19 protein-coding genes, 1 pseudogene and 1 riboswitch are annotated in these 21,434 nt (G+C 70.5%); of the genes and pseudogenes, 2 read left to right on the forward strand and 18 right to left on the reverse strand.

Annotated features, from left to right (window positions below; translation table 11 throughout):
* Window positions 1-57: 57 nt before the first annotated feature.
* Together AB0H49_RS25035 and AB0H49_RS25040 are read right to left on the reverse strand one after the other, a co-directional pair.
* Window positions 58-264: a hypothetical protein gene (locus AB0H49_RS25035; protein ID WP_355004233.1), complete on the reverse strand. Its 207-nt coding sequence runs from the start codon at window positions 262-264 to the stop codon at window positions 58-60.
* Window positions 261-1,418 (reverse strand): polyprenyl synthetase family protein, encoded by a 1,158-nt coding sequence (locus AB0H49_RS25040; RefSeq protein ID WP_357254860.1) that lies wholly within the window; start codon window positions 1,416-1,418, stop codon window positions 261-263. The genes AB0H49_RS25035 and AB0H49_RS25040 overlap by 4 nt, the downstream gene beginning before the upstream one ends.
* A gap of 228 nt (window positions 1,419-1,646) precedes the next feature.
* On the opposite strand from AB0H49_RS25040, the gene AB0H49_RS25045 reads away from it, so the two are divergent.
* Window positions 1,647-2,648: a methylenetetrahydrofolate reductase gene (locus AB0H49_RS25045; RefSeq protein WP_355004234.1), complete on the forward strand. Its 1,002-nt coding sequence runs from the start codon at window positions 1,647-1,649 to the stop codon at window positions 2,646-2,648.
* 34 nt (window positions 2,649-2,682) lie between these two features.
* On the opposite strand, the gene AB0H49_RS25050 is transcribed toward AB0H49_RS25045, so the two are convergent.
* The 13 genes and pseudogenes from AB0H49_RS25050 to AB0H49_RS25110 all read right to left on the reverse strand — a co-directional run bounded on the left by AB0H49_RS25050 (window position 2,683) and on the right by AB0H49_RS25110 (window position 16,877).
* Window positions 2,683-3,834: an LLM class flavin-dependent oxidoreductase gene (locus tag AB0H49_RS25050; protein WP_357254785.1), complete on the reverse strand. Its 1,152-nt coding sequence runs from the start codon at window positions 3,832-3,834 to the stop codon at window positions 2,683-2,685.
* Window positions 3,831-4,640 (reverse strand): DUF1684 domain-containing protein, encoded by an 810-nt coding sequence (locus tag AB0H49_RS25055; protein ID WP_357254787.1) that lies wholly within the window; start codon window positions 4,638-4,640, stop codon window positions 3,831-3,833. Before AB0H49_RS25055 ends, AB0H49_RS25050 begins: the two co-directional genes overlap by 4 nt.
* The gene (locus AB0H49_RS25060) at window positions 4,637-6,010 is read right to left on the reverse strand and encodes an NtaA/DmoA family FMN-dependent monooxygenase (RefSeq protein ID WP_357254789.1); all 1,374 of its coding nucleotides are present in this window, start codon (window positions 6,008-6,010) and stop codon (window positions 4,637-4,639) included. Before AB0H49_RS25060 ends, AB0H49_RS25055 begins: the two co-directional genes overlap by 4 nt.
* Entirely contained in the window at window positions 6,007-7,284 is a 1,278-nt protein-coding gene (locus tag AB0H49_RS25065) for an LLM class flavin-dependent oxidoreductase (RefSeq protein WP_357254790.1), read from the reverse strand. The genes AB0H49_RS25060 and AB0H49_RS25065 overlap by 4 nt, the downstream gene beginning before the upstream one ends.
* Window positions 7,284-8,900 (reverse strand): ABC transporter ATP-binding protein, encoded by a 1,617-nt coding sequence (locus AB0H49_RS25070; protein WP_357254862.1) that lies wholly within the window; start codon window positions 8,898-8,900, stop codon window positions 7,284-7,286. The genes AB0H49_RS25065 and AB0H49_RS25070 overlap by 1 nt, the downstream gene beginning before the upstream one ends.
* Before the next feature lie 449 nt (window positions 8,901-9,349).
* On the reverse strand, window positions 9,350-10,186 hold the full coding sequence (locus tag AB0H49_RS25075) for an ABC transporter permease (protein ID WP_355004292.1): 837 nt from the start codon (window positions 10,184-10,186) through the stop codon (window positions 9,350-9,352).
* A gap of 28 nt (window positions 10,187-10,214) precedes the next feature.
* Complete coding sequence (locus AB0H49_RS25080) at window positions 10,215-11,216, reverse strand: ABC transporter permease (RefSeq protein ID WP_355004239.1); 1,002 nt, start codon at window positions 11,214-11,216, stop codon at window positions 10,215-10,217.
* Window position 11,217: 1 nt separating this feature from the next.
* On the reverse strand, window positions 11,218-12,840 hold the full coding sequence (locus AB0H49_RS25085; protein ID WP_357254864.1) for an ABC transporter substrate-binding protein: 1,623 nt from the start codon (window positions 12,838-12,840) through the stop codon (window positions 11,218-11,220).
* A pseudogene (locus tag AB0H49_RS25090) lies at window positions 12,834-13,633 on the reverse strand (LLM class flavin-dependent oxidoreductase). The gene AB0H49_RS25085 and the pseudogene AB0H49_RS25090 overlap by 7 nt, the downstream one beginning before the upstream one ends.
* The gene (locus AB0H49_RS25095; protein WP_357254792.1) at window positions 13,630-14,148 is read right to left on the reverse strand and encodes a GNAT family N-acetyltransferase; all 519 of its coding nucleotides are present in this window, start codon (window positions 14,146-14,148) and stop codon (window positions 13,630-13,632) included. The pseudogene AB0H49_RS25090 and the gene AB0H49_RS25095 overlap by 4 nt, the downstream one beginning before the upstream one ends.
* Window positions 14,149-14,152: 4 nt before the next feature.
* On the reverse strand, window positions 14,153-15,112 hold the full coding sequence (locus AB0H49_RS25100; protein ID WP_357254793.1) for an ABC transporter substrate-binding protein: 960 nt from the start codon (window positions 15,110-15,112) through the stop codon (window positions 14,153-14,155).
* A gap of 59 nt (window positions 15,113-15,171) precedes the next feature.
* A complete protein-coding gene (locus AB0H49_RS25105) occupies window positions 15,172-15,945 on the reverse strand; it encodes an amino acid ABC transporter ATP-binding protein (protein WP_357254794.1) in 774 nt (257 codons plus the stop codon).
* Window positions 15,942-16,877: an amino acid ABC transporter permease gene (locus AB0H49_RS25110; protein ID WP_357254866.1), complete on the reverse strand. Its 936-nt coding sequence runs from the start codon at window positions 16,875-16,877 to the stop codon at window positions 15,942-15,944. The genes AB0H49_RS25105 and AB0H49_RS25110 overlap by 4 nt, the downstream gene beginning before the upstream one ends.
* A gap of 525 nt (window positions 16,878-17,402) precedes the next feature.
* Window positions 17,403-17,498: riboswitch (SAM riboswitch) on the reverse strand.
* A 266-nt stretch (window positions 17,499-17,764) separates the two neighbouring features.
* On the opposite strand from AB0H49_RS25110, the gene AB0H49_RS25115 reads away from it, so the two are divergent.
* Window positions 17,765-18,502, forward strand: coding sequence for a hypothetical protein (locus AB0H49_RS25115; protein WP_355004243.1), 738 nt, complete (start codon window positions 17,765-17,767; stop codon window positions 18,500-18,502).
* 162 nt (window positions 18,503-18,664) lie between these two features.
* Here the strand turns inward: AB0H49_RS25115 and AB0H49_RS25120 are convergent, their stop codons facing one another.
* From AB0H49_RS25120 to AB0H49_RS25130, 3 genes are read right to left on the reverse strand one after another with little or no spacing between them, the layout of a single operon-like run.
* A complete protein-coding gene (locus AB0H49_RS25120) occupies window positions 18,665-19,828 on the reverse strand; it encodes a glycosyltransferase family 2 protein (protein ID WP_357254797.1) in 1,164 nt (387 codons plus the stop codon).
* Entirely contained in the window at window positions 19,798-20,547 is a 750-nt protein-coding gene (locus tag AB0H49_RS25125; RefSeq protein ID WP_357254868.1) for a DUF3153 domain-containing protein, read from the reverse strand. Before AB0H49_RS25125 ends, AB0H49_RS25120 begins: the two co-directional genes overlap by 31 nt.
* Before the next feature lie 27 nt (window positions 20,548-20,574).
* Entirely contained in the window at window positions 20,575-21,426 is an 852-nt protein-coding gene (locus tag AB0H49_RS25130) for a carotenoid biosynthesis protein (RefSeq protein ID WP_357254799.1), read from the reverse strand.
* Window positions 21,427-21,434: the final 8 nt, after the last annotated feature.

Consider the following 21,434-nt stretch of genomic DNA (forward strand, 5'->3'; position numbering starts at 1 on the left):
GCTACGCGGTGCGCGCCGCCGGTCGCCTCGCGACGTCCGGCGTTGAAAGACGGAGATTCAGTCCTCGGCCGACTCGGTGTCCCGCGGCGCCGAGCACGCGCGGGGGACACGGACGCCGCGCCGGGTCGGCAGAGCGGCGCCGAGAATCAGTCGACGTTCGGTCAGCGCGGCGGTGGACTTCCCGCGGCGCTTGGCGGTGCTGCGCGGGGCCGGTCCTGCGCCGACGGCGATCACGCGATCGGCTGGTCCCACAACGGCTTTCATGCGGTCCTCCTGGTTGCGGCCAGTGCCATGCCGCGTAGTTGCTCTTTGGCGGCGGGGGTGGCCGAGCTGGAATCGATGGCGGCTAGGCCGCGGTCGGTGAGGTCGGCGATGCGGTGTTCCACGTCGTCGACGGCGCCGAGCTCGGTGAGCACGGCGCGCAGGCGCGTAACGTCCTCGGCGCCGAGATCGGTGCCGATGCTGGTGCGCAGCAGGTGCGCGGCGGACGGATCGGTGGCGTCGGCGCGGCGCAGCGCCTCGGCGAGCAGCACGGTGCGCTTGCCCTCGCGCAGGTCGTCGCCGGAGGGTTTGCCGGTGACCTCCGGATCGCCGAACACGCCGAGCAGGTCGTCGCGCAGCTGGAAGGCGATCCCGATGTCGGTGCCGAAGGTGCGGTAGGCCGCGATCAGGTCCGGGTCGGCGTCGGCGATGGCGGCGCCCAGGTGCAGCGGGCGCTCCACGGTGTAGGCGGCGGTCTTGTAGCGGTTGATGCGCAACGCGGCATCCACCGACTCGTCGCCGACCGCTTCGCCGTTGATGTCGAGCAGCTGCCCACCGAGCACCTCGGTGCGCATCATCGCCCAGACCGGCGCGAACCGCGCGAGCGCCGCCGGGTCGAGACCGGAGGCGTGCACCAGGTCGTCGGCCCAGGCCAGGGCGAGATCGCCGATCAGGATCGCGACGCTGACGCCGAAGTGCGCGGCGTCGCCCGCCGAGCCGCGCTCGCGGTGGCGCTGCTCGAAATCGACGTGCACCGTGGGGAAACGGCGGCGGGTGCGCGAGGAATCGATGATGTCGTCGTGGATCAGCGCGCACGCCTGCACCAGTTCGAGCGCCGAGCAAGCGGCGAGCACCGCACCAGCTTCCGCGCTGTCCGGGTCGCCGCCCGCGCCGAGCCAGCCGGTCCAGGCGAACGCGGGCCTGGTGCGCTTGCCGCCGCGGAGCACGAACATCTCCAGCGCGTCGGCGGCGTCGACGAAGACCGGGCCGAGCGGCTCGACGATCGGCCGCCGGGTGACGAAGAACGCGGTGAGCCGGTCCTGCACGGCGGCGACGAAGTCGGGCGTGCCGGGACTCGGCGTCCGTGGCGCGTCGGCGACGGGCGTTGCCGGGGTTCTTGTCGGAGTACCGGGTCCGGCGGACAGAGGAACCTCCAGGGTCACGGGTGTGGTCGCGCCGGTCGAGCGCGACTGGTTCGTTGTGTGGGCGAGCGCGCGTCACCGCCGCCCGGTTCGGCGCGATCGCGGCGCACGTCCGGTCCGGCCGCAGCGATAGTGGTGCCGTATCAGAGAATACGCGGCCTTTCGATCCCGTCGTCGACCAACCTCCACGCCGGGAAATCCCGTGCCGACACGGCCGTACGGCCGTCCCACTACACTGAACCGGTGACTTTCGATTCCGTGCGGGGACGTTCGACCCCAGGGCGACCGTCCCCGACGCCACCGATCGTCTCGGGAACACCTTCGGTCGTGCAAAGCTTGCAGGTGCATTCCGGCCGGATGGTGCCGTTCTCCGTCGAGTTCAACCCGCCGCGCGACGCCGCGGGCGAGGCTCGGCTCTGGCGCGCGGTACGCGAGTTCGAGCGCATGCATCCGGCGTTCGTGTCGATGACGTACGGCGCGGGCGGTTCCACCAAGGATCGCACCGTGCGGGTGACCGGTGAGCTCGCGCAGGAGACCACCCTGCTGCCGGTGGCGCACCTGACCGCCGTCGGGCACAGCGTGGCCGAGCTGCGCTCACTGGTCGGCGCGTACGCCGACTCCGGCATCCGCAACATCCTGGTGCTGCGCGGCGACCCGCCCGGCGACCCGCTCGGCGAGTGGCACAAGCACCCGCAGGGCGTGGAGTACGCCGAGGAACTGGTCCGCATCGTGCGCGATCTCGGCGATTTCCACGTCGGCGTCGCCTCGTTCCCGCAGGGGCACCACCGCTCGCCGGACCTGGACTCCGACACCGCCTACCTGGCCGCGAAACTGCGTGCGGGCGCGGAGTATTCGATCACCCAGATGTTCTTCGAGGTCGACCACTACCTGCGTCTGCGGGATCGGGTCGTCGCGATGGACCCGGTCGAGGGCGCCAAGCCGATCATCCCGGAGCTGATGCCGATCACCTCGCTGCGCACCGTGGCTAGGGCCGAGGAGTTGTGCGGTCGCGAGCTGCCCGCCTCGGTGCTGGAGCGGCTGCGCAAGGCGGCGGGCGACGGTCCGGAGGAGGACCGGGCGGCGGTCCGCGAGGTCGGCATCGAGATCGCCACCGAGATGGCGCAGCGGCTGATCGACGAGGGCGCGCCGTGCCTGCACTTCATCACGCTGAATTTCGCCAAGGCGACGAGCGAGGTGCTGACGAACCTCGGCTACGGGGTCACCGCCGCGCCCATGAGCGCCTGAAGAATGCCCCGCCGACCCGGCGGGCATTCACGTATCAAGCCGCCCGCGCCGCCCGTGACCCCCACGCCTCGGCCAGCAGCCGATGGGATTCCAGCCGGTCGGCGTGATCGTGCGTGACGCTGGTCACCAGCAGTTCGTTCGCGCCGGTCACCCGTTGCAGCGCGGCGAGCCGTTCCACCACCGTGCCCGGCGACCCGACGAACTGGGTCGCCAGCCGATCGTCCACCAGCCGCAGCTGGTCCGGGGTGAGCGGACCCGCGGTCTCCGGTGCGAGGAACTCGGTCGCGCCCGTTCCGGCGCGAATGCCGTACACCCAGTGCCCGTAGCCCGCGGCCAGTCGCTCGGCCTTCGCGTCGTCGGCGGCGACGACCACGTCGGCCGAGACCACCACGTACGGCTCGGCCAGGTACTCGGACGGACGGAACGCCGCGCGGTAGGCGGCGACGGCGTCCAGCGCGGTCCCCGGCGCCACGTGATAGGCCGCGGCGAACGGCAGACCGAGACGGCCGGCGAGTTCGGCGCTCTCGCCGCCCGAGCTGCCGAACAGCCACAGCTGCACCTGTGCGTTCTCACCCGGCGTCGCGTGCAACGGGATGCCGTCCGCGCTGGTGTAGGTGCCCGCGAGCAGGGCGCGCACCTCGTCGAGCTGGTCGGCGAAGTCCGGCGCCTGTGCGCCCGGCTGTTGCAACGCGCGCAGCGATGCCAGGTAGCGGGACCGGTCGACGATGCGACCCGGATCGAACGGCGGCGGGATCACCACGCCGTCCCGGATCTCGGTGCGCCCGGTGGCGGTGTCGACCACCGGGCGCCCGCCCTTGAGATGTTCCGGCTCCGAACCGAATTGAGCCCGCCGATGCCCCGAACGCCCGAGCCCGAGGTCCAGACGTCCGGGATACAGGGCGTCGATGGTTCCGAACGCCTCGACGATCGACGCCGAGGTGTGGTGGCCGATCTGCACCGCCGCCGAACCCACCCGAATCCGGGAGGTGTTGGCCGCGACCAGCCCGATCAGGGTGATCGAGCTGGAACTGGCCACCGCGACGAAGTGGTGTTCGGCGAGCCAATACCGGTGGTAGCCCCACTGTTCGGCGCGCTGGGCCAGTTCGACGGTGTTGCGCAGCGCCTGCTGCGCGGTCGAACCGGCGCTGATCGGAGCCAGGTCGAGGATGGCGAGGGGGACCGTCACGCCTGCCCCTTTCCGAGCCGCGGATCCTGCTCGCCCGCCTCGATGGCCACCCGCAGCCGGTTCTGTACGGGCGCCACCGGGCAGGTGGCGAAATCGGTGAAGGCGCAGGGCAGATTGGCCGCCCGGTTGAAGTCGAGCAGCACCGCGCCGTCGGCGTCGGGCGCGGCGATGCTCAGTGACCTGGCCGCGGGGTAGGTGGTGACGCCGCTGGTGGCGTCGGTGAACAGGATGCGCAGTTCGGCGCCGGCCTGGAACGCGACTACGCGCTCGGTGACCGCGCCGAGGGTGAATTCGATGGTGCCCGTGGCGGTGTGGTGATGTTCGAGGCCGTCGACCACGGCCGCGGTGACGACGTCCTGCGGCTCGGCGAACGCCTCGAAGCGGCCGGGCACGATCCAGCGCTGATCCGGCTGGTACGTGGGAATGCCCGCGAACGCGGCCAGCGACGGGGCGGCGGGGTCGTGGACCCGCACCGCGTAGCGCCCGGTGCGCCGGATGACCTCGAGCACGCGCTGTTCGTGGCGCACCTCGAGTCCCGGCGCGCCTTCGGCGGGGGTGAGGATCTGCACGCCGGCGATGCCGGTGCCGTCGAAGACGAGCCGGTCGGCCGGTTGGGCGGTGATGAACACCTTGTTGTCGGTGACCCACCAGGTGCCGGGCAGGCCGGGCAGCCGTTCGGGTTGGTCGGTGAGCCAGTGCAGCGCGGTCAGGCTCAGGAAGCCGAGCCGGTCGCGCAGCCGGTCCTCCCTGGCGTCGTGCCAGGCGGCCCACTCGGAGTCGAAAGTGGTTGCGGTGGTTGCGGTCATGACGCTCTGGCTCCTTCGTGGACGGATGTGCGGTGACGTGGATGACGCAGGCCGAGATGGTCGCGCAGGGTGTCGCCGGTGTACTCGGTGCGGAAGCTGCCGCGCTCTTGTAGCTCCGGGACGACGCGGTCGACGAACTCGTCGAGCCCGCCGGGGGTGAGATGGGGGACGAGGATGAAACCGTCGGCGGCGTCGGTCTGCACGTATTCGTCGATGCGCTCGGCGACCTCGGCGGGGGTGCCGACGAACTGCTGGCGCGCGGTGACCTCGATGATCAGCTCGCGGATGCTGAGCTTCTCGGCCTCGGCCTTGGCGCGCCACGCCTCGGCGACCGCGCGCGGATCCTTCGCGTGACGCACCCGTCCCCTGGTGATGTTCACGTCGCCGGAGGGATCGACGTCGGGCAGCGGTCCGTCCGGGTCATAGCCGGAAAGATCACGGCCCCAGACCTGTTCGAGGAACGCGATGGCGGTTTGCGGACCCACCTGCTGGTAGCGGATGTGCCTGGCCCGGTCCTCGGCCTCGGTGGCGGTGTCGCCGAGCACGAAGGTGGCGGCGGGCAGGATCTTCAGTTCGTCGGGTCCGCGGCCGTATTTGGCCAGGCGGCCCTTCATGTCGGCGTAGAAGGTGCGTCCGGCCTCGAGGGTGCCGTGGCCGGTGAAGATGGCGTCGGCGGTGGCGGCGCCGAATTCGCGGCCGTCGTCGGAATCGCCCGCCTGCAACAGCACCGGATGGCCCTGCGGGCTCGGTGGCAGGACGAAGCGCGCGGCGATGTCGAATTGCGCGCCGCGGTGGCGGGTTTCGGGAATGTTCCTGGCGAACACGCCCGCGTCGCGATCGATGACCAGTGCGTCGGCGGGCCAGCTGTCCCACAGCGCGCGCGCCACCTCGATGGTCTCGGCCGCGCGGCGGTAGCGGTCGGCGTGCTCCAGATATCCACCGCGGCGAAAGTTCTCGCCGGTGAACGCGTCGGAGGAGGTGACGACGTTCCACGCCGCGCGTCCGCCGGACAGGTGATCCAGCGACGCGAACTGCTTGGCCAGCTCGAACGGTTCGTTGTAGGTGGAGTTGATGGTGCCCGCCAGTCCGAGCTTCTCGGTGACACCGGCCAGCGCGTTGAGCACCGCGAAGGTGTCCGGTCTGCCGACCACGTCCAGATCGTGGATGCGCCCGAGGTGTTCGCGCAGCCGCAGACCTTCGGCGAGGAAGAAGAAGTCGAACAGGCCGCGCTCGGCGGTGCGGGCCAAGTGGACGAAGGACTCGAAGTCGATCTGGCTCTTGGACGCCGGATCGCTCCAGACCGTGGTGTTGTTCACCCCGGGGAAGTGCGCGGCCAGATGGACGGTCTTGCGCGGCTCGGCGGAACTCACGACGGTGTTCCTTCCTGAATCGTGGCGTAGCGGCTCGGCGGGCGCGGCAGATCGAGCCGCTCGCGCAGGGTGGTGGCCGGTGCGGGCGGGGCTGTCGGTAGGTGGCGCAGGGTGGCCTGGACCGCGAGCGGACGCAGCACCACGCCGTCGGCGGCGTCCGAATCGGCGACGGCCGCGAGTAGTTCGGTGAGCGAGTCGCCGGTGCCGATGTGACGAAGCACCGAGCCGGTCGCCCTTGTGCCGACGTGCGGCGCTGTGTGCTCGGCACCGCCTTGCGGCGCTGTGTGTTTGGCACCACCTTGCGGCGCTGTGTACTTGGCACCACCTTGCGGCGCGATGGGCTCGGCGCCGCCTCGCGACGAGGCGGGCGCGCCGGACAGCGGCGCGGTGGCCGACGCCGACCAGCGGTCCAGCTCGGCCAGTTCCGCGTACGCGCGCTCGGCGGTATCGGCCAGGTGGATATCGATGTCGATCAGCACCCGCACCGCGTCCGGGTCGCGATCCGCGCCGAGCAAGGCGCTGCGCAGCGCGGCCCGCCTGGCGTGCGCGGCGTCGAGATCCGGTGGGGCGACGCGGATCAGGTCGGCGCGGCGCACCGCGACCTGGATGCTCGGCCCTTCGTCGGCGCGGACCGCGACGATCGGCTGACCCTGCGGCGAGCGCGGCGTGATCGACGGCCCCTTCACCGAGAAGTTGTCGCCCGCGTAACCGATGTAGTGCAGCTTGTCTCTGTCGATGAAGCGCCCGGTCGGCAAGTCGCGGATCTCCGCGTCGTCCTCCCAGGAATCCCACAGCCGGGTGACCACCTCGACGGCTTCGTCCGCCTCGTGCCACAGCGCCGCCGGGTCGCGAGCGCCCTTGCGGCCGAACGCCTTCGCCTGCTCGGCGCCCTCGGACACGGTGACCTCCCAGCCCGCACGGCCGAAGGTGGCGAAATCGAGACTGGCGATCGCCTTGGACAGGTGGAACGGCTCGGTGTGGGTGACCGGGGCCTGCGGCAGTAGACCGATGCGGTGCGTTGCGGCGGCGACCCGTGCCGCGATGGCGACCGCGTCGAGTCTGCCCTGTGCGGTCGCGGCGCCGCCTGGCTGCAACCCGAAAGAATCGGGCAGGAAAACCGCGTCCGCCCCGGCTTTTTCGACGGCGGTGATCGCGTCGACCCAGTACGCGGCGGTGAACAGGTCCTCGGCGCGCGAATCCCGGCGTCGCCACGACGCGGGATGCGCGCCGGTCCCGGCGAGTTCCACCGCGAGAAAGAAATCCGAATCCGGCATCATGCCGTCCTTTCCGTTGCGAAATCCACGCTCCCCGTGCGGACGGCGGGGATCGCGGCGAGCAGTTCCCTGGTGTAGTCGTGGCGCGGATCCGCGAAGAGGCGTGCGGTGCGGCCGTATTCGACGATGCGGCCGCGGCGCAGCACCGCCACGTGATCGCTGATCCGCCGCACCACGGCCAGGTCGTGCGAGATGAACAGGTAACTCAGGTCGAGCTCGGACTGCAGGCGGTCGAGGAGGTCGAGGATCTGCGCCTGCACCGAGGCGTCCAGCGCGGACACCGGTTCGTCGAGCACCAGCAGGTCGGGGTGCAGTGCGAGCGCACGGGCGATGGCCACCCGCTGGCGCTGTCCGCCGGACAATTCGGCGGGGCGACGCTCGGCGAAACGCTCCGGAAGCGCGACCTGACCGAGCAGTTCCCGCACCCGGTCGCGGCGGGCGGCGCGATCGCCGATCCCATACGCGCGCAGCGGTTCCTCGATGATCGCGCCGACGCGCCAGCGCGGATCCAGTGAGGAGTACGGGTTCTGGTACACCACCTGGAACCGGCGCCGCAGCGCCCGCAGCCTGCCGCGGCGGGCCGCGAGCAGATTCTCGCCGTCGAAGACGACGCTGCCATGGTCGGCGTCGGTGAGCCGCAATGCGATCCGCGCGGTTGTCGACTTTCCGGAGCCGGATTCGCCCACCAGGGCCAGGGTTTCGCCGCGGCCGAGCTCGAATCCGATGCCGTCGACCGCCGTGACGGCGTCGCCGGAGCGGGTGTGGAAGCGCTTGCGCACCTCGCGCAGCACGAGCAGCGGTTCCCCCTCGCGCGGCCGTTCCGGTCGCGGCGGACCGGGAGCCAGGCTCGGCGACGAGCTCAGCAGCCGTTTGGTGTAGGGGTGGTGCGGCGCGGCGAGGATCTCCGCCGTCGGCCCGGACTCGACGACTTCGCCGCCCGCGAGCACCACCAGCCGATCGGCGCGTTCCGCGGCCATCGCCAGATCGTGGATGATGAGCAGCACCGCCGTGCCGCGCGCGGCGGTGCGCTCGGCGAGCCGGTCGAGCACCCGGCGCGCCACGGTGGCGTCCAGCGCGCTGGTCGGCTCGTCGGCGATGATCAGCTCCGGTCCGCAAGCCAGGGCGATGGCGATCAGCACCCGCTGGCGTTGCCCGCCGGACAGCTCGTGCGGATATTGATCCGCCCGCGACTCCGGACGATCCAGGCCGACCTCGGTCAGCAGCTCCAGCACACGGACCCGCGCACCCCGACGGGCGACGAGCCGGTGCACGAGCAGCGCCTCCGCCACTTGATCGCCGACGCGCCGAACGGGATTCAGCGAGAGGCCGGGGTCCTGCGGTACGAACCCGATCCGCACCCCGCGCAGCCTTCGCAGCGTCCGTTCCGAGCTCGTGTCGACCTGTTCGCCGTCGAAAGTGATGGTGCCCGAGGTGATCTCGGCGGTCGCTCCGAGCAATCCGATCACCGAATGCGCCAGTGTCGACTTCCCGGAACCGGACTCGCCGACCAGCGCCACCACCTCGCCGCGAGCGATACGCAGCGAGGCGGCCGTCAGCGCCGTGACCGGCCCGCCCGAAGGGCGATAGTCGACCCGGAGCCGATCCACCTGCAACAGGGCGTCTTCGGCGCGACCCTCGTCCTGACGTCGATCGAGAGTTGGGCTGCCCTCGTCCTGACGTCGATCGGGACGCGCTGTGTCGTTGTCGGTGCTCGATCGGGTCGAGGCGCCCGTCGGTGGCCCGGTCGTCTCGGGGCGGGCTGATCGCGTAGCGCGACTCGTGTCCGTGGCCGCCCGGCTCTCGGCTTCGCGGTCACCGGGCGGTGACTCCACATTCGGCCATTCGCTTTTGACATCACCTAGCGGGACTGATCGAGTTTCCGAGCGCGCTGCCTGTTCGTCCGAAACGGGCTGTGCCGAGGGCGATTCGCGCTCTTCGGTCGGAGCTCGGCTGTCCAGTCGGACGTCGGTCAGCGCATCAGCGGCGGTCTGCGCACCGGTATCGGGTGTCGCGGCGACGTCGTGTTCGGCGGGTTGCCGGTCGGCGCGGGCGGTGGTCGGATCGCTCACGGCTGATCGGTCCTTCCTGCGGCGCGGCCGAGGCGCTGGGCGGCCAGCACGACGGCGATGATCACCAGCCCGGGCAGGGTGGTGAGCCACCAGGCGGTGGCGAGGTAGTTGCGGCCCTCGGAGATGAGCGAGCCCCACTCCGGCGTGGGCGGTTCGGCGCCGTAGCCGAGGAAGCTGAGCGCCGAGACCGAGAGCACCGCCATGCCGAACTCGACCGCGGCGAGCGCCAGCACGGGCTGGTACGAGTTCGGCAGGATGTGCCGGGCGAGCACCGTGTACCAGCGCACCCCGGAGGCGTGCGCCGCCTCGACGTACACCGCGCGCCGCACCCGCAGCACTTCCGAGCGCATCACCCGCGCGAAGTTGGCGATCAACGAAACACCCACGGCGATAGCCACATTGCGCGTTCCGAAGCCGAGCGCGGTGACCAGCGCCAGGGAAAGCAGTAGCGACGGAATGGAGAGCAGTACGTCCACCACGCGCATGGCGACCGCGTCGACCACCCCGCCGGTCGCACCGGCCAGCAGACCGAGCAGCGAGCCGACCACCACGGCCAGCGCGACGGCGGACAGCGTGGCGGTGAGCGACAGCCCCGCGCCGTGCACCATCCGCGTGTACAGATCGCGCCCGAGGTTGTCGGTGCCGAACCAATGCTGCGCGCTGGGAGCCTGGAACTTCTCGGCGGGTACCCCGATGAGCGGGTCACCACTGGCGAACAGCGACGGCGCCAGCGCCCACCCGAGCACCAGCAGCGCCACCGCCGCCGACAGAATCAGCGCGGCGTTGCGCCGGAGGTCGTCCGGGCTCGGCAGGCGGAGTCCGGGCAGTGCGATGCGGCGAGTCTTGTCCAAGTCGAGCACGTCAGGCACGGACGAGCACCTCCTCCGCGATGTCCTCCGCGTCCGTCGCGCCGTCGTCCGCCGACCGTGCGCCACGCGCCGCGATCCGCGGGTCCAGCAGCGGATACAGCAGATCCACCGCCAGATTCACCGCGACGAACACCAGCGAGGTCAGCAGCACGATGCCCTGCACCACCGGAATGTCCTGGGCCAGCACGGATATCTGGGTCAGCCTGCCGACGCCCGTGCGGGCGAACACCGTCTCCACCACGACCGAACCGGCGAGCAGATTGCCGACCAGTACACCGGCGATGGTGAACGCGGGCACGCTGGCGGGCCGGGCCACGTGCTTGCGCTGCACCCACCAGCGCGACGCGCCCTTGGCCAGCGCGACTTCCGTGAACGGCTGCCGCCAGGTCGACTCCAATCCGGCCGCGAGCACCTGCGCGATCACCGCGCCGATCGGTAGGGCCAGCGTCAGCGCGGGCAGCACCGTGCCGCGCAGCCCCTCCCCGCCGAACGCGGGCGCCAGCCGCCAGTGGAACGAGAACAGTTGCAGCAGGATGAGTCCCGTCCAGAACGTCGGCACCGCGACACCGAGCGGCGGTAGCGCGGCGAGCAGGTCGCGCAGCCACGGCTTGCGCGTGTAGGTGGCGGCGAAGGCCAGCGTCACACCGCCCACGGTCGCGAAAAGCAAGGCGAGCGCGGCCAATCCGAGTGTCGAGGGCACGGCTTCGCCGATCGCCTCGGTGACCGGACGGCCGGTCGAGATGGACAGCCCGAGATCGCCCTGGATCGCGTTCCCCAGCGCGGTCGAGTACTGGTCCCACAGTGGACGATCCAGACCGTAGCGGGCCTGCATCTCGGCTATCGCGGCCTTGTCCACCGTCGCGCCCCCGCCGCCGTCGGCCGCGATGGAGACCGGATCGGCGGGCAGCAGGTAGAGCACCACGAACGAGATGCTGAACGCGGCCCACAGCACCCACATCGCCTGCAGGACGCGCAGCGCCAGATAACGGACCATCTCAGTGCCCGCTCAGCCAGGTGTCGAAGAACTGCAGCCGCGCCGACGCCTCGAACTTCAGGTCCCTGGTGTTCGCGGCGGCGCCGATGGCCTGGGAGAGTTCGATGGTCGGGATCCACAGCCCGGCGTCGAGCACCTGCTGCTGGGCGGTGCGGACGAACGCGGTGCGGGCGGTGGAATCGGCCGCGCTGAGCTGCCCCTCGAGGGCGTCGTCCAACGCCGGAATACGGTCGCGGGCATTGAGATTGCGGCCGTCGACACCGAACACCGCGCGCAGGATGTCACCGTCGGCGCGGGTGGTGTTGTAGTAGGTGATGTCGAAGTCTTTGGCGTTCTGCCGCGCGGTGTAGTCCGGCGTGGACACCAGGTCCAGCTTCAACTCGACGCCCACCTGTCGCAGCTGCTGCTGCGTCAGCTCCAGAATGGCCTGGTTTCCGGCGAAGGCCTGGCTGAACAGCACCGAGAACGACAGGCGCTCACCGTTCTTCGCGCGGATACCGTCGGCGCCCGGCGCCCAGCCCGCCTGGTCGAGAACGCCCTTGGCCTTGGCCGGGTCGTAGGCCAGCCGGGCCGAGAAGTCCTGGTAGCCGGGTGTGGTGCTGGACAGCGGACCCGAAGCCGGATTGAACTGGGGACCGAGCACGGTGTCCACCAGCTGCTTTCGGTCGATGGCGGGCAGCAGTGCCTGGCGCACCGCCGGGTCGCGCAACGGACCGCGGGTCACGTTGGCCTGGAAACCGAACGGCACACCGGGGTTGACCGTGGTGAGCAGTCGCGCGCCCGCGGCTTCCAGCTGCGGCAGGTCCTGCGGCAGTGCGTCGCTGATCGCGTCGAGCTGACCGGAGACGAGACTGCCGGTGCGCACGCCGGATTCGGGCACCACCGTGAACTCGATCCCGTCCAGGTAGGCCTCGCCCTGGTGCGCGAACACCGCCGAGCCCCAGCGGTATCCGGCGCGTTTGGCCAGCTTCGCCGACTGATCCTGTCGCCAGGCCGCGTAGGTGAACGGCCCGGTGCCGATGTTGTCACCGAGGCAGCGCTGCTCGGCGGGCTCGGCTGTCGTCGCGTCGGCGAGAATGCCCAGCTGCGTGGTCGAGGAGGCTTGCAGGAACTGGGCATTGGGCTTGCTGAATTCCACGCGCGCCGTCAGCCGGTCCACGGCGGTAGTGCCCACGTAGTTGGTGAGATAGCTGGCGCCGAGCGGAGCCTTCACCCCGCCGAGCCGCTGCACCGAATCGAAGGTGTTGCGCACCGACTCCGCGGTGAGCGGGGTGCCGTCACTGAAGGTGACGCCGTCGGCGAGGTGGAAGGTGAACACCTTGGCGTCCGGACTGATCTCCCAGCTGCGCGCCAGCCACGGCCTGATCTCGCCGGTCCGCGGATCCTGGTCGGTGAGCGAATCGACGATCTGGCGTGTCACATAGAGGGTTTGGTTGGTTCCGGCCTGTGCCGGATCCGAGCAGGTCGGCGCCTGGGACAGGCCGTAGCGCAGCGTGCCGCCGGGGCGCGGCGGGCCCGCGTCGTCCCCCGGCGCGCTCGAATCGCTGCCGCAGGCGGCCAGGGCGCTCGTCGCGGCGAGCGCGCCGACCAGCGCGAGAATTCGATGGCGGGTTCGGATCACGATGTCGCTCCAATGAGTTCGGTGCTCGAGGCCAACGGCCTGCTGGGGATGCGGCGGCGCAGTTCCGGCGCCACCTCGGTTTGGAAGAGTTCGAGGCTTTCGCGGTGTTCGGCCACGCCGCGTCCGTCGCGCTCGGCGGACAGGTGGATGACCTCGTGGCCGAACCGCTCGTGCTGGCGGCCGATCTTGTCCACGATTTGTTCCGGGCTGCCGATCAACGCCGAACTGCGCGCGACGAAGTCGTCGAGTGTCTCGAAGACGATGGGCAGACCGAGCTTCCGGCTCGACGCCAGCCGCGCTTCGAAGATCGGCCGGTAGGCGGCCAGCGCCTGCTGCGAGGTCCGTGCCACGTGGAAGCCCGCTGTACCGGCCCCGACCAGCGCCTCGGCCGGATCGTGGCCATAGTGCTCCCACCGCTCCCGGTAGTGGCGCACAAGCTCGGCGTAGGGCTCGATCGGGTTGGTGACGTTGGCCGAGAACAGCGGATCACCGTGGCGCGCGGCGAGTTCCACCGAATCGCGGCTGGTAGCGCTGCCGTGCCAGATCCGGATCCGGGGCTGGAACGGGCGCGGCAGTGCCCTGGCCCGCTCCAGCGGCGGACGGAACCGCCCCGACCAGGTGACGCTGTCGCTGGCGAATCCTCGTGCCGCTCACCGACGGCGAAACCGTCGTAGCCGAGATCCTCGGCGAGCCTGGCCTGTTCGACTACCGAACGCAACCGTTGCCTGGTGTCGGGCAGCACCCCGGTCCGCGGCTCGGGCACCCGCGTCACCAGCGTGAACAACAGGAATTTCATGCCGTCTCCTCCCATTCGCCGAGGTCGAGGAACTTCTCGAGGGGGTGCGGGCCGACCTCTTCCGCGGGCAGCGCGGGGTCGTAGAGCGCGGTGTACCCGGCCGCCAGGTACAGCCCGACCGCCTCGGGCTGGCGCGGTCCGGTCGTCAGGTAGACGCGCCGGTACCCGCGGACGGCGATCTCGGTCTCCAATCGCTCCAGAACGAATCGGCCGAGACCGCGCCTGCGGTGCTCGCGTGCGGTCCAGATCCGTTTCAGCTCGGCGGTTGTCGCGTCGAACTGCTGAAAAGCGCCGCCCGCCACCGGCTCTCCGTCCTGGATGACCACGAGCAGCCCGCCCCCGGGCGGGGAGAAGCGCGCGGCCGGATATCCGCGCAGGTCGGAGTGCACCTCGCCGGGAGTGCGGCCGTAGCGGCTGCTGTACTCGAGCGCCAGCTCGGCCAGCAGCGGCGCGGCCAGCGGGTCGTCCTGGGCGACCCAGTGCGCCCGGCGGATCGTCGAAATTCCCCGTGTCACCGGATCACCGCTGCTTCGGTAGACCGGGCGGGTTGATCCGCGATTCGGTGACTGCCTCGGTCCGCAGTCCCCAGCGATCGATGACCCGCTGGTAGAGACCGGACTCGATGGCATGCCGCAGCGCCTTCTGGACGGCGCCGATCAGGCCGTTGTTCTTCTTCGTCAGCACGCCGATCTCGCCTTGCAGCGCCTCGCCCGCGCCGGAGAACGTAGCCACGATCTTGGTCTGGTTCGCCGTGCTCACGTGATAGATCGCGGTCGGATTCGGGCCGAGGTAGCCGTCGAGCCGCTGTGAGGCGAGCGCGAGATAGTAATCGCTGGTCTTGTCGTAGTAGGCGATCTCGATGGCGGGCAGCCCCTCGGCGCGGTTCTGCTCGTTCCATTTCACCAGCAGCTGTTCCTGGTTGGTTCCGGTGCCGACGCCGATCCGCCTGCCCGCCAGGCTCTTCCGGTCCTGGTACTGGAGATCGCTCTTGGCGGGCACCTCCAGCGCGACGTTGTCGTGGCGGTAGGTGGCGAAGTCGTACTTCTCCTTGCGCTCCTCGGTGACGGTCACGTTCGAGATGAAGGCGTCCACCTCACCGGAGTCGACGCGCACGAAGTTCTGCGACCAATCCGCCACACGCGCGACCAATCGCAGTCCGAGGATGTCGGCGACCAGCGAAGCGAAGTCGACCTCGGAGCCGACCACCGTCTTGTCGTCGGTGGCGTAGAAGCGCAGTGGCGGCGCCGTGCCCGACGCGCCGGTCACCACCAGGGTCCCTCGGTCGCGGATGGCCTGCGGGACCTCGGCGGCGATGGCGTCGACCTTGTCCGCGCGCACGCGGCCGGACTGCTCGGGGGACAGATCGAAGGCGACCGTGCCGTCGGAGGAGACCTGGCGGTCTTCGTCCGGGTCGGTGCCGCACGCGGTGACCAGCAGCGCGGCCGCGGCGAGCGCGGCGACCATGGCGGGGAACTTCATCGGAAACCTGTTCGTGGAGGGGAGGGCTGGGGCGCTGGATGGGACCGGCGTCGCGGCGCTCATCGGACTCGGGACAGAAAGGCGCGGGTGCGCGGATGGCTCGGGTTGTCCAAAACCTCGGCGGGCGTGCCCTGTTCGATGATCACGCCCGCGTCGAGGAAGACCACCGTGTCGGCGACCTCGCGGGCGAAACCGATTTCGTGCGTGACGATCACCAGCGCGGTGCCGTCCTCGGCCAGATCGCGGATCACGTCCAGCACCTCGCCGACCAGCTCGGGATCCAGCGCCGAGGTCGGCTCGTCGAAGAGGATCACCCGCGGCCGCACGGCCAGCGCCCTGGCGATCGCCACCCGCTGCTGCTGTCCGCCGGACAGCCTGCGCGGATAGGCGTCGGCGAGTTCGCCGATGCCGACACGCTCCAGCAGCGCCTTCGCCTCGCGCTCGACCTCGCCGCGGTCCCTGCGCTGGGCCGTGAGCGGCGCGAGGGTGACGTTGTCCAGCACCGTCAGATGCGGGAAGAGGTTGAACTGCTGGAAGACGAAACCGATGCGGGAGCGCTGTTTACGGACCTCGCGATCCGGCAGCGGATACAAGACGTCGCGCCGAAGCCGGTAGCCGATCAGCTCGCCATCGATGTGCACGGTGCCCGCGTCGACCGGCTCCAGGTGGTTGAGCACCCGCAGCAGTGTCGACTTGCCGGAGCCGGACGGGCCGATCACCGCGACCACCTCGCCCGCGCGCACCGTCAGATCGATGCCGTGCAGGATCTCGGTGCGACCGAAGGACTTCCGCACGCCGGTGAGCCGCACGGCGGGCGTCTCGAGCGCGGTCATCGGGTGGCTCCCCGCGGCGCGGCGGAACCCAGCTCGGCGATCTCGCGGACCCTGCGGCGCAGCCTCTGCAGCGGGGTCGGCGGCGGGGTGCGCTGGGCGCCCTTGGCGTAATGGCGCTCGATGTAGTACTGCGCCACCGTGAGAATCGTGGTCAGCACGATGTACCAGACCGTCGCCACCATGAGCAGCGGCACCACCCGGCCGTTGCGGCCGTAGATCACCTGCACCTGGTAGAAGAGCTCCGCGATCGCCATCACCGAGACGATCGAGGTGCCCTTGAACAGGCTGATCACCTCGTTGGTCGCGTTCGGCAGGATCGAGCGCATCGCCTGCGGCACGACGATCGTGCGGAACTGCCGCCAGCGCGGAATCCCCAGCGACGCCGCCGCTTCCAGCTGACCGGGATCGACCGAGATGAGCCCGGCGCGGATGATCTCGGCCGAATAAGCGGCTTGGTGCAGCGCTAGACCGATCACGGCGGCGGTGAATCCGGTGATCACACCGTTGACTTCGAAAGTGAGGAACGCGGGTCCGAACGGAATCCCCAGCGAGAGAGTCTGATACAGGTAGGCGATGTTGAACCAGAACAGCAGCTGCACGATCATCGGAATCGAGCGGAACGCCCAGATGTAGACCCACGCGATCACCCGCAGCACCGGATTGTTCGACAGCCGCGCTACGGCGAGCAGGGTGCCGATGAGGAAACCGAGCGCGGTGCCCCACAGCGTCAGCTCCAGAGTCACCCGCAGCGCTGTCAGCACCGACCGTGCGGTGAAGTACTTCGCGAACGTCGGCCAATCCCAGCCGGGATTGGTGGCCAGGCCGTGCGCGAATTGGGCGAGCAGCACCAAAGCGGCGGCGCTGATCACCCAGCGCCACGGGTGGTACGTGCGCGCGATTCTGGGGGTGGGTCGAGTGCCGGTTGCCGTGATAGTTGCATTCGGCTGTCCGGCGGCATCCGGGTAACCCGCAGCAGGACGGAGTTGGGTTGTGACAGACGGGGTTTCGCTGACCGTCGAGCCAGGTCGGTCGGCGGTTTCGCCGAGCCGATCCGGGGGTGCGGCGGGTTGGTTCGCCGCTGTGCCAGGTTCGGCTACGCCCGAGCCGAGCTGGTCGGTGGCAGCACCGGGTCGGTTCGCGGCTGAGCCGAGTCGGTCGCCGGTGGCGGCGGGTCCGCTCACGTCTGAGCTGGGTTGGTTTGCTGTGACGGACCGGTTGGCGGAGCCGGGGGGATCGGCGTCTTCCGCCGCCGCCGCATCGGATGCGAGGGACGCACTCATTTCGGGCCCTTCGGGAGATTCGAACGCGACCGCGCAACGCGCTGGTCACCGCACCCGGCCAGCGACGGGTGCACGGTCTGGCGCTGGATCAGCGCGGACAGCTGGCTGGGGTTCGGCGGCAGGGCTCGGTGTGGCGTCGGGTCCGGCGGGCGGCGTTGCGTGGGCGAATCATTCGGTCCTCCATCGTTCCTGGCGGAAGCACCCGCACCCGGTTGTCCGGGGGGGTTGCTGCGACGTCGGCGAGCCAGGTCTCTCGGTCGCTCTGGATGGTGTTGCGGACCCCGGTCCGCTCCGGGCGCAGCAGGGGTCGAGCCGAATCATCATGCGGAGCAGGGCATGCGCCGGACAAGGTTAGAAATCAGGGTGAGCGCAGCCCTGGTTCCGGACGGAACGACCGGTGATCATTGCGCGGGTCGGCCGGTCGGCTGCCCGAAAACGCTCTGAGATGCGGGTGCAAGCCGACGCGCCGAAAACTTGCCGATTGCCGAAACGGCTGCTGAGCGAGTTTGCCGGAGTACCGTGTCCTCACCGTGCCGACGATGAGGAGCACCGCTGTGACCCTGTTGCGCCGCTTCACCACTCTCACCGCCGCCGCGACCGGTTCGGTCGCGCTGGCGTTCGGCGTCTGCGCCCCCGCCGTGGCGGCGCCCGCCCCCGCACCCGCCGCACCCTCGGCCGCCACCGAACTGGTGGGCAAACAGCAGGCCGCCGCACCGGGCGACCTGCTCGGCGCCTACCAGTCCACCGTGGAGGCGCTGCGCGGATTCGGGATGGACCCGTTCCTGTACCCGACCGCCGCGGCGTTCTGCGGCAACGGCAGCACCTTCGGTCTGGTGCCCGCCGTCGCGGGCGCGATGCCGGGACCGTGGCCCAAGACCACGGTGTCCATTCCCGGTCTGGATCTGACGGCCGTGAAGTCCGGCCAGACCATGTTCACCTTCGTGCCCTACGGCGTGAACCAGGACAGCCGCAATACCGCGGGGATGCAAGTGGCCTGGCTGAATATCAGCAACGGCCGCAGCGGCATCACCAAAATGGGCCCGCTCGCCGACATCTTCCGCGCGATGATCCCCGCCGAGGTGCCCGCCGACCTGCGCCCGCACGCCGAACGCGCCGTCCAGGAGTTCTTCTTCGCGGCACTCCCCGTCGGCGGCATCCGCGCCGTCCCCGTCGACACCGGCAAGGGCACCGTGCTCGCCGCCGTCTTCGGCACCGTCGACAACGGCAACCAGTCCTGCTTCTTCCTCCCGACCGTCGGTATCACCTCGGTCCCGTAAGGCTCCGGCCTCCGACGACTCCGGCTCGGTCCTGTGACCGAGCCGGAGTCGTCTTCTGCGCCAGCAGGATGTTCCCCGCCACGTCTCGGGTGCAGGGGCGCTGGAAATCGGCGGTAGTGCTCAACGATCCTCGGGTTCGAGGGGTCGATGGGGCGCGCCTGCTCAGGTGATCTCGGGCAGCGCGCGGCCCTTCCAGCGCAGTGCCCCACGGCTTTTCGCGCGGTGGGAGCGGAGGACCAGGCGCTGATAGGCGGCGACCGATACGGGATGGGCCAGGCCCGCGAGCACGTCGGCGCGGCGGAGGGCGCCGCCGGATTCGAGGGATCGGGCGAGGAGTCGACCGGTGACCGCGGCGGCGTAGCCGAGCGCGCCGGTGCGGCGGGTCGGTCCGCTGCCGAACAGGGCGGCGAGCGGGGGAAGCCAATAACCGAGTGCGAGGGCGGTTCCCACGGCGGCGGCCGCCGCGGGTGAGCCGCCGTAGGCGGACCAGAGCCAGCGCGTGTACCCGGCCTCGATCTCCGCCGCGCCGCGGTACATGCGGGTGCGGGCGAGGTGCCCGGCGGCGACGAGATGGGTGGTGTGGCCGGCGCGGCGGAGGGCGCGGGCGATGTCGAGGTCCTCGACGGGGCTGTGCGCCACCGAGGCGTGCCCGCCGATGGCGCGGTAGGCGGCGGTGTCGAAGGCGAGGAACTGGCCACAGGCGACCGCCGTCGAGGGACGGTGGCCGCGGTTGCCGAGCACGATGGGCAGCGTCGACGCCCAGGACCAGCAGAGCAGCGGCTGCACCAGCGCCTCGGCGATGGACTCGGCTCGCTGCGTCGGCCACGGCGAGACCAAAGCCGCGCCCCGGTCGCGAACCGCGCGTGCCGCCGCGGCGATGGCTCGCGGGGCCAGCCGCACATCGGCGTCCAGGAAAACCAGGATCGGCGTGTCGACGGATTCGGAAAGGCGGGCGCACGCGGCGGCTTTGCCGGTCCATCCTGCGGGCGGTTCGGCCTCCGAACGGATGACCTCGAAGCGGGGATCACCCGCGATCGCCTCCCGCGCGGCCGCCGCGGTGCTGTCGGTGGAACCGTCGTCGAGGATCAGCACCCGAAGGCCGGGCACGCCGGTCTGCGCGCGCAGGTCGGCGATCAACGCGGGGAGCCGCTCCGCTTCGTCACGAGCCGGTACGCACACGGTAACCGCCTCGGCCACTTCGGCATTCGCATCCAATCGCGGCGTCGAGAGCCGATTGATCAGCGCGGTACCGCAACCCGCGAGTGCGATGGCCGTGCCGATCCGCACCAGCGCGATCAGCGGAACTGCTTGACCGTCCGCCACCAACGCCGCCAGGAGAACTGGTGCTCGGGAACTTCCGGCGCTGCGGGGTTGCGGTCCATGTACGCCATGGCCGCGACGATGGCGGCGACCGCGAGGGTGATGCCGCCGACGATGCCCGCCCAACCCGCGAACGAGCGCGTGTTCGGGTCGGCGTAGTGGACCTCGGCGAGCACCCTGGACACCTCGCCGGGCGGCAGCTTCCAGGAGACGGTGGAATCGCCCTCGCGGTTACCGTTGGTCTTGGCTACCCGGGCCGGGAACGCGATGGTGAACTGCACGTCGGAGCCGTGCGGCGGCACCGACTTCAGGTCGACCCGCCCCTCCAGGCTGACCAGATCGCCGGTGCGCTTGAAGTTCAGCTGGAACATGCCCTGCGTCTGATCGGACAGCATGCCGAGCTGCTGCACCTCACCGAAGGACAGGTCCTCGAAGAACACCTTGCTGCCCAGGTAACCGTCCTGGTTGTAGGGCTCGACCCGCACCTTCGCCGCCAGGGTTTCGGGCGCCTTCAGCTGCGGACCCTTGTCCTCGGGACTCGCGGGCACCACCGCGGCGATGATCCGCCCGGACACCCGGTCGTTGGACGACACACCCATCGACACCTGCACCCGCAGGCACCCCGCCAGCATCGGAGCCAACAGCACGGCGAGCAGCACGCCCGCGGCTACCCGCACCCTGGTACGGGGTGCGCGCGGCGACGGTCGGACCGGAACTTCGGGCATCGTGGCGGCGGGACTCGGTTGCACGGCTCACATCGTGCCAGGCCCGACGTCCGAATCGCCACGCGGCGGGCGCGACACGACGACACACCCCGTCCCGCCTCGCCTGTGCCGGGCCGAATGGATCAGGAGCGGCACGCCGAGCGGCGCCATGCCGAGGGCGCCGTACCAGGCCGAGTAGGGAAGATCGAGGAAGACGGCGTGGGCGAGAATGGAGCCGAGCCAGGTCCAGAGGAAGATCGCGACGGGCACGGTCAGCGAGGCGCCGGAGCGGGGTCGGGTGGGGGCGGGCGCGGCGCGGTCCCAGACTTCGAGCAGCAGCGCCATCAGCAGGCCGACGCAGAACCAGCCGAGGTAGTTGGTGAGCGGGATATGGGCCAGGCCCGGCAGCCCGGAATCGGTATCGCACCAGGTCCATTGACCGTCGGCCACCATCTGCGGATCGAGGAACAGGTCCCACCCCACCGCCCCGACCGTGGTGAGGACGACCCGGCCCACGGTCCCGCGGCTGACGATCCCGGCCACGATCCACACTGGATACATCCCGCCGGTCCAGGCCAGCGGCACCAGCAGCGGCACGCCCGCCAGCGACGGCCCGATCCGGTCCTGCGCGTACTCGTAACAGCCGAAGGGGATTCCGGTCGCCACGCCGAGCATCTCGGCGAGCAGGCCGAGCCCCGAGACGATCACCACAAACCCCAGCGCGTACCGAGTTCCGCGCGTCGCGGCGGCATGCGTGAGGGCCGTGCCCGCGGACAACAGCACGATCACCACGGTGATCCGATCCCGCGCCGCGCCCTCGGTGAGCGGATAGCCGATCTGCGCGAGCACGAGCGAGGCCGCGAGCAGCACCGGCACGGGGTGCCGCACCGGCCGAATCATCGACCGAG

Source organism: Nocardia sp. NPDC050713 (assembly GCF_040654315.1).
In the GTDB taxonomy this organism is placed as follows: Bacteria; Actinomycetota; Actinomycetes; order Mycobacteriales; family Mycobacteriaceae; genus Nocardia.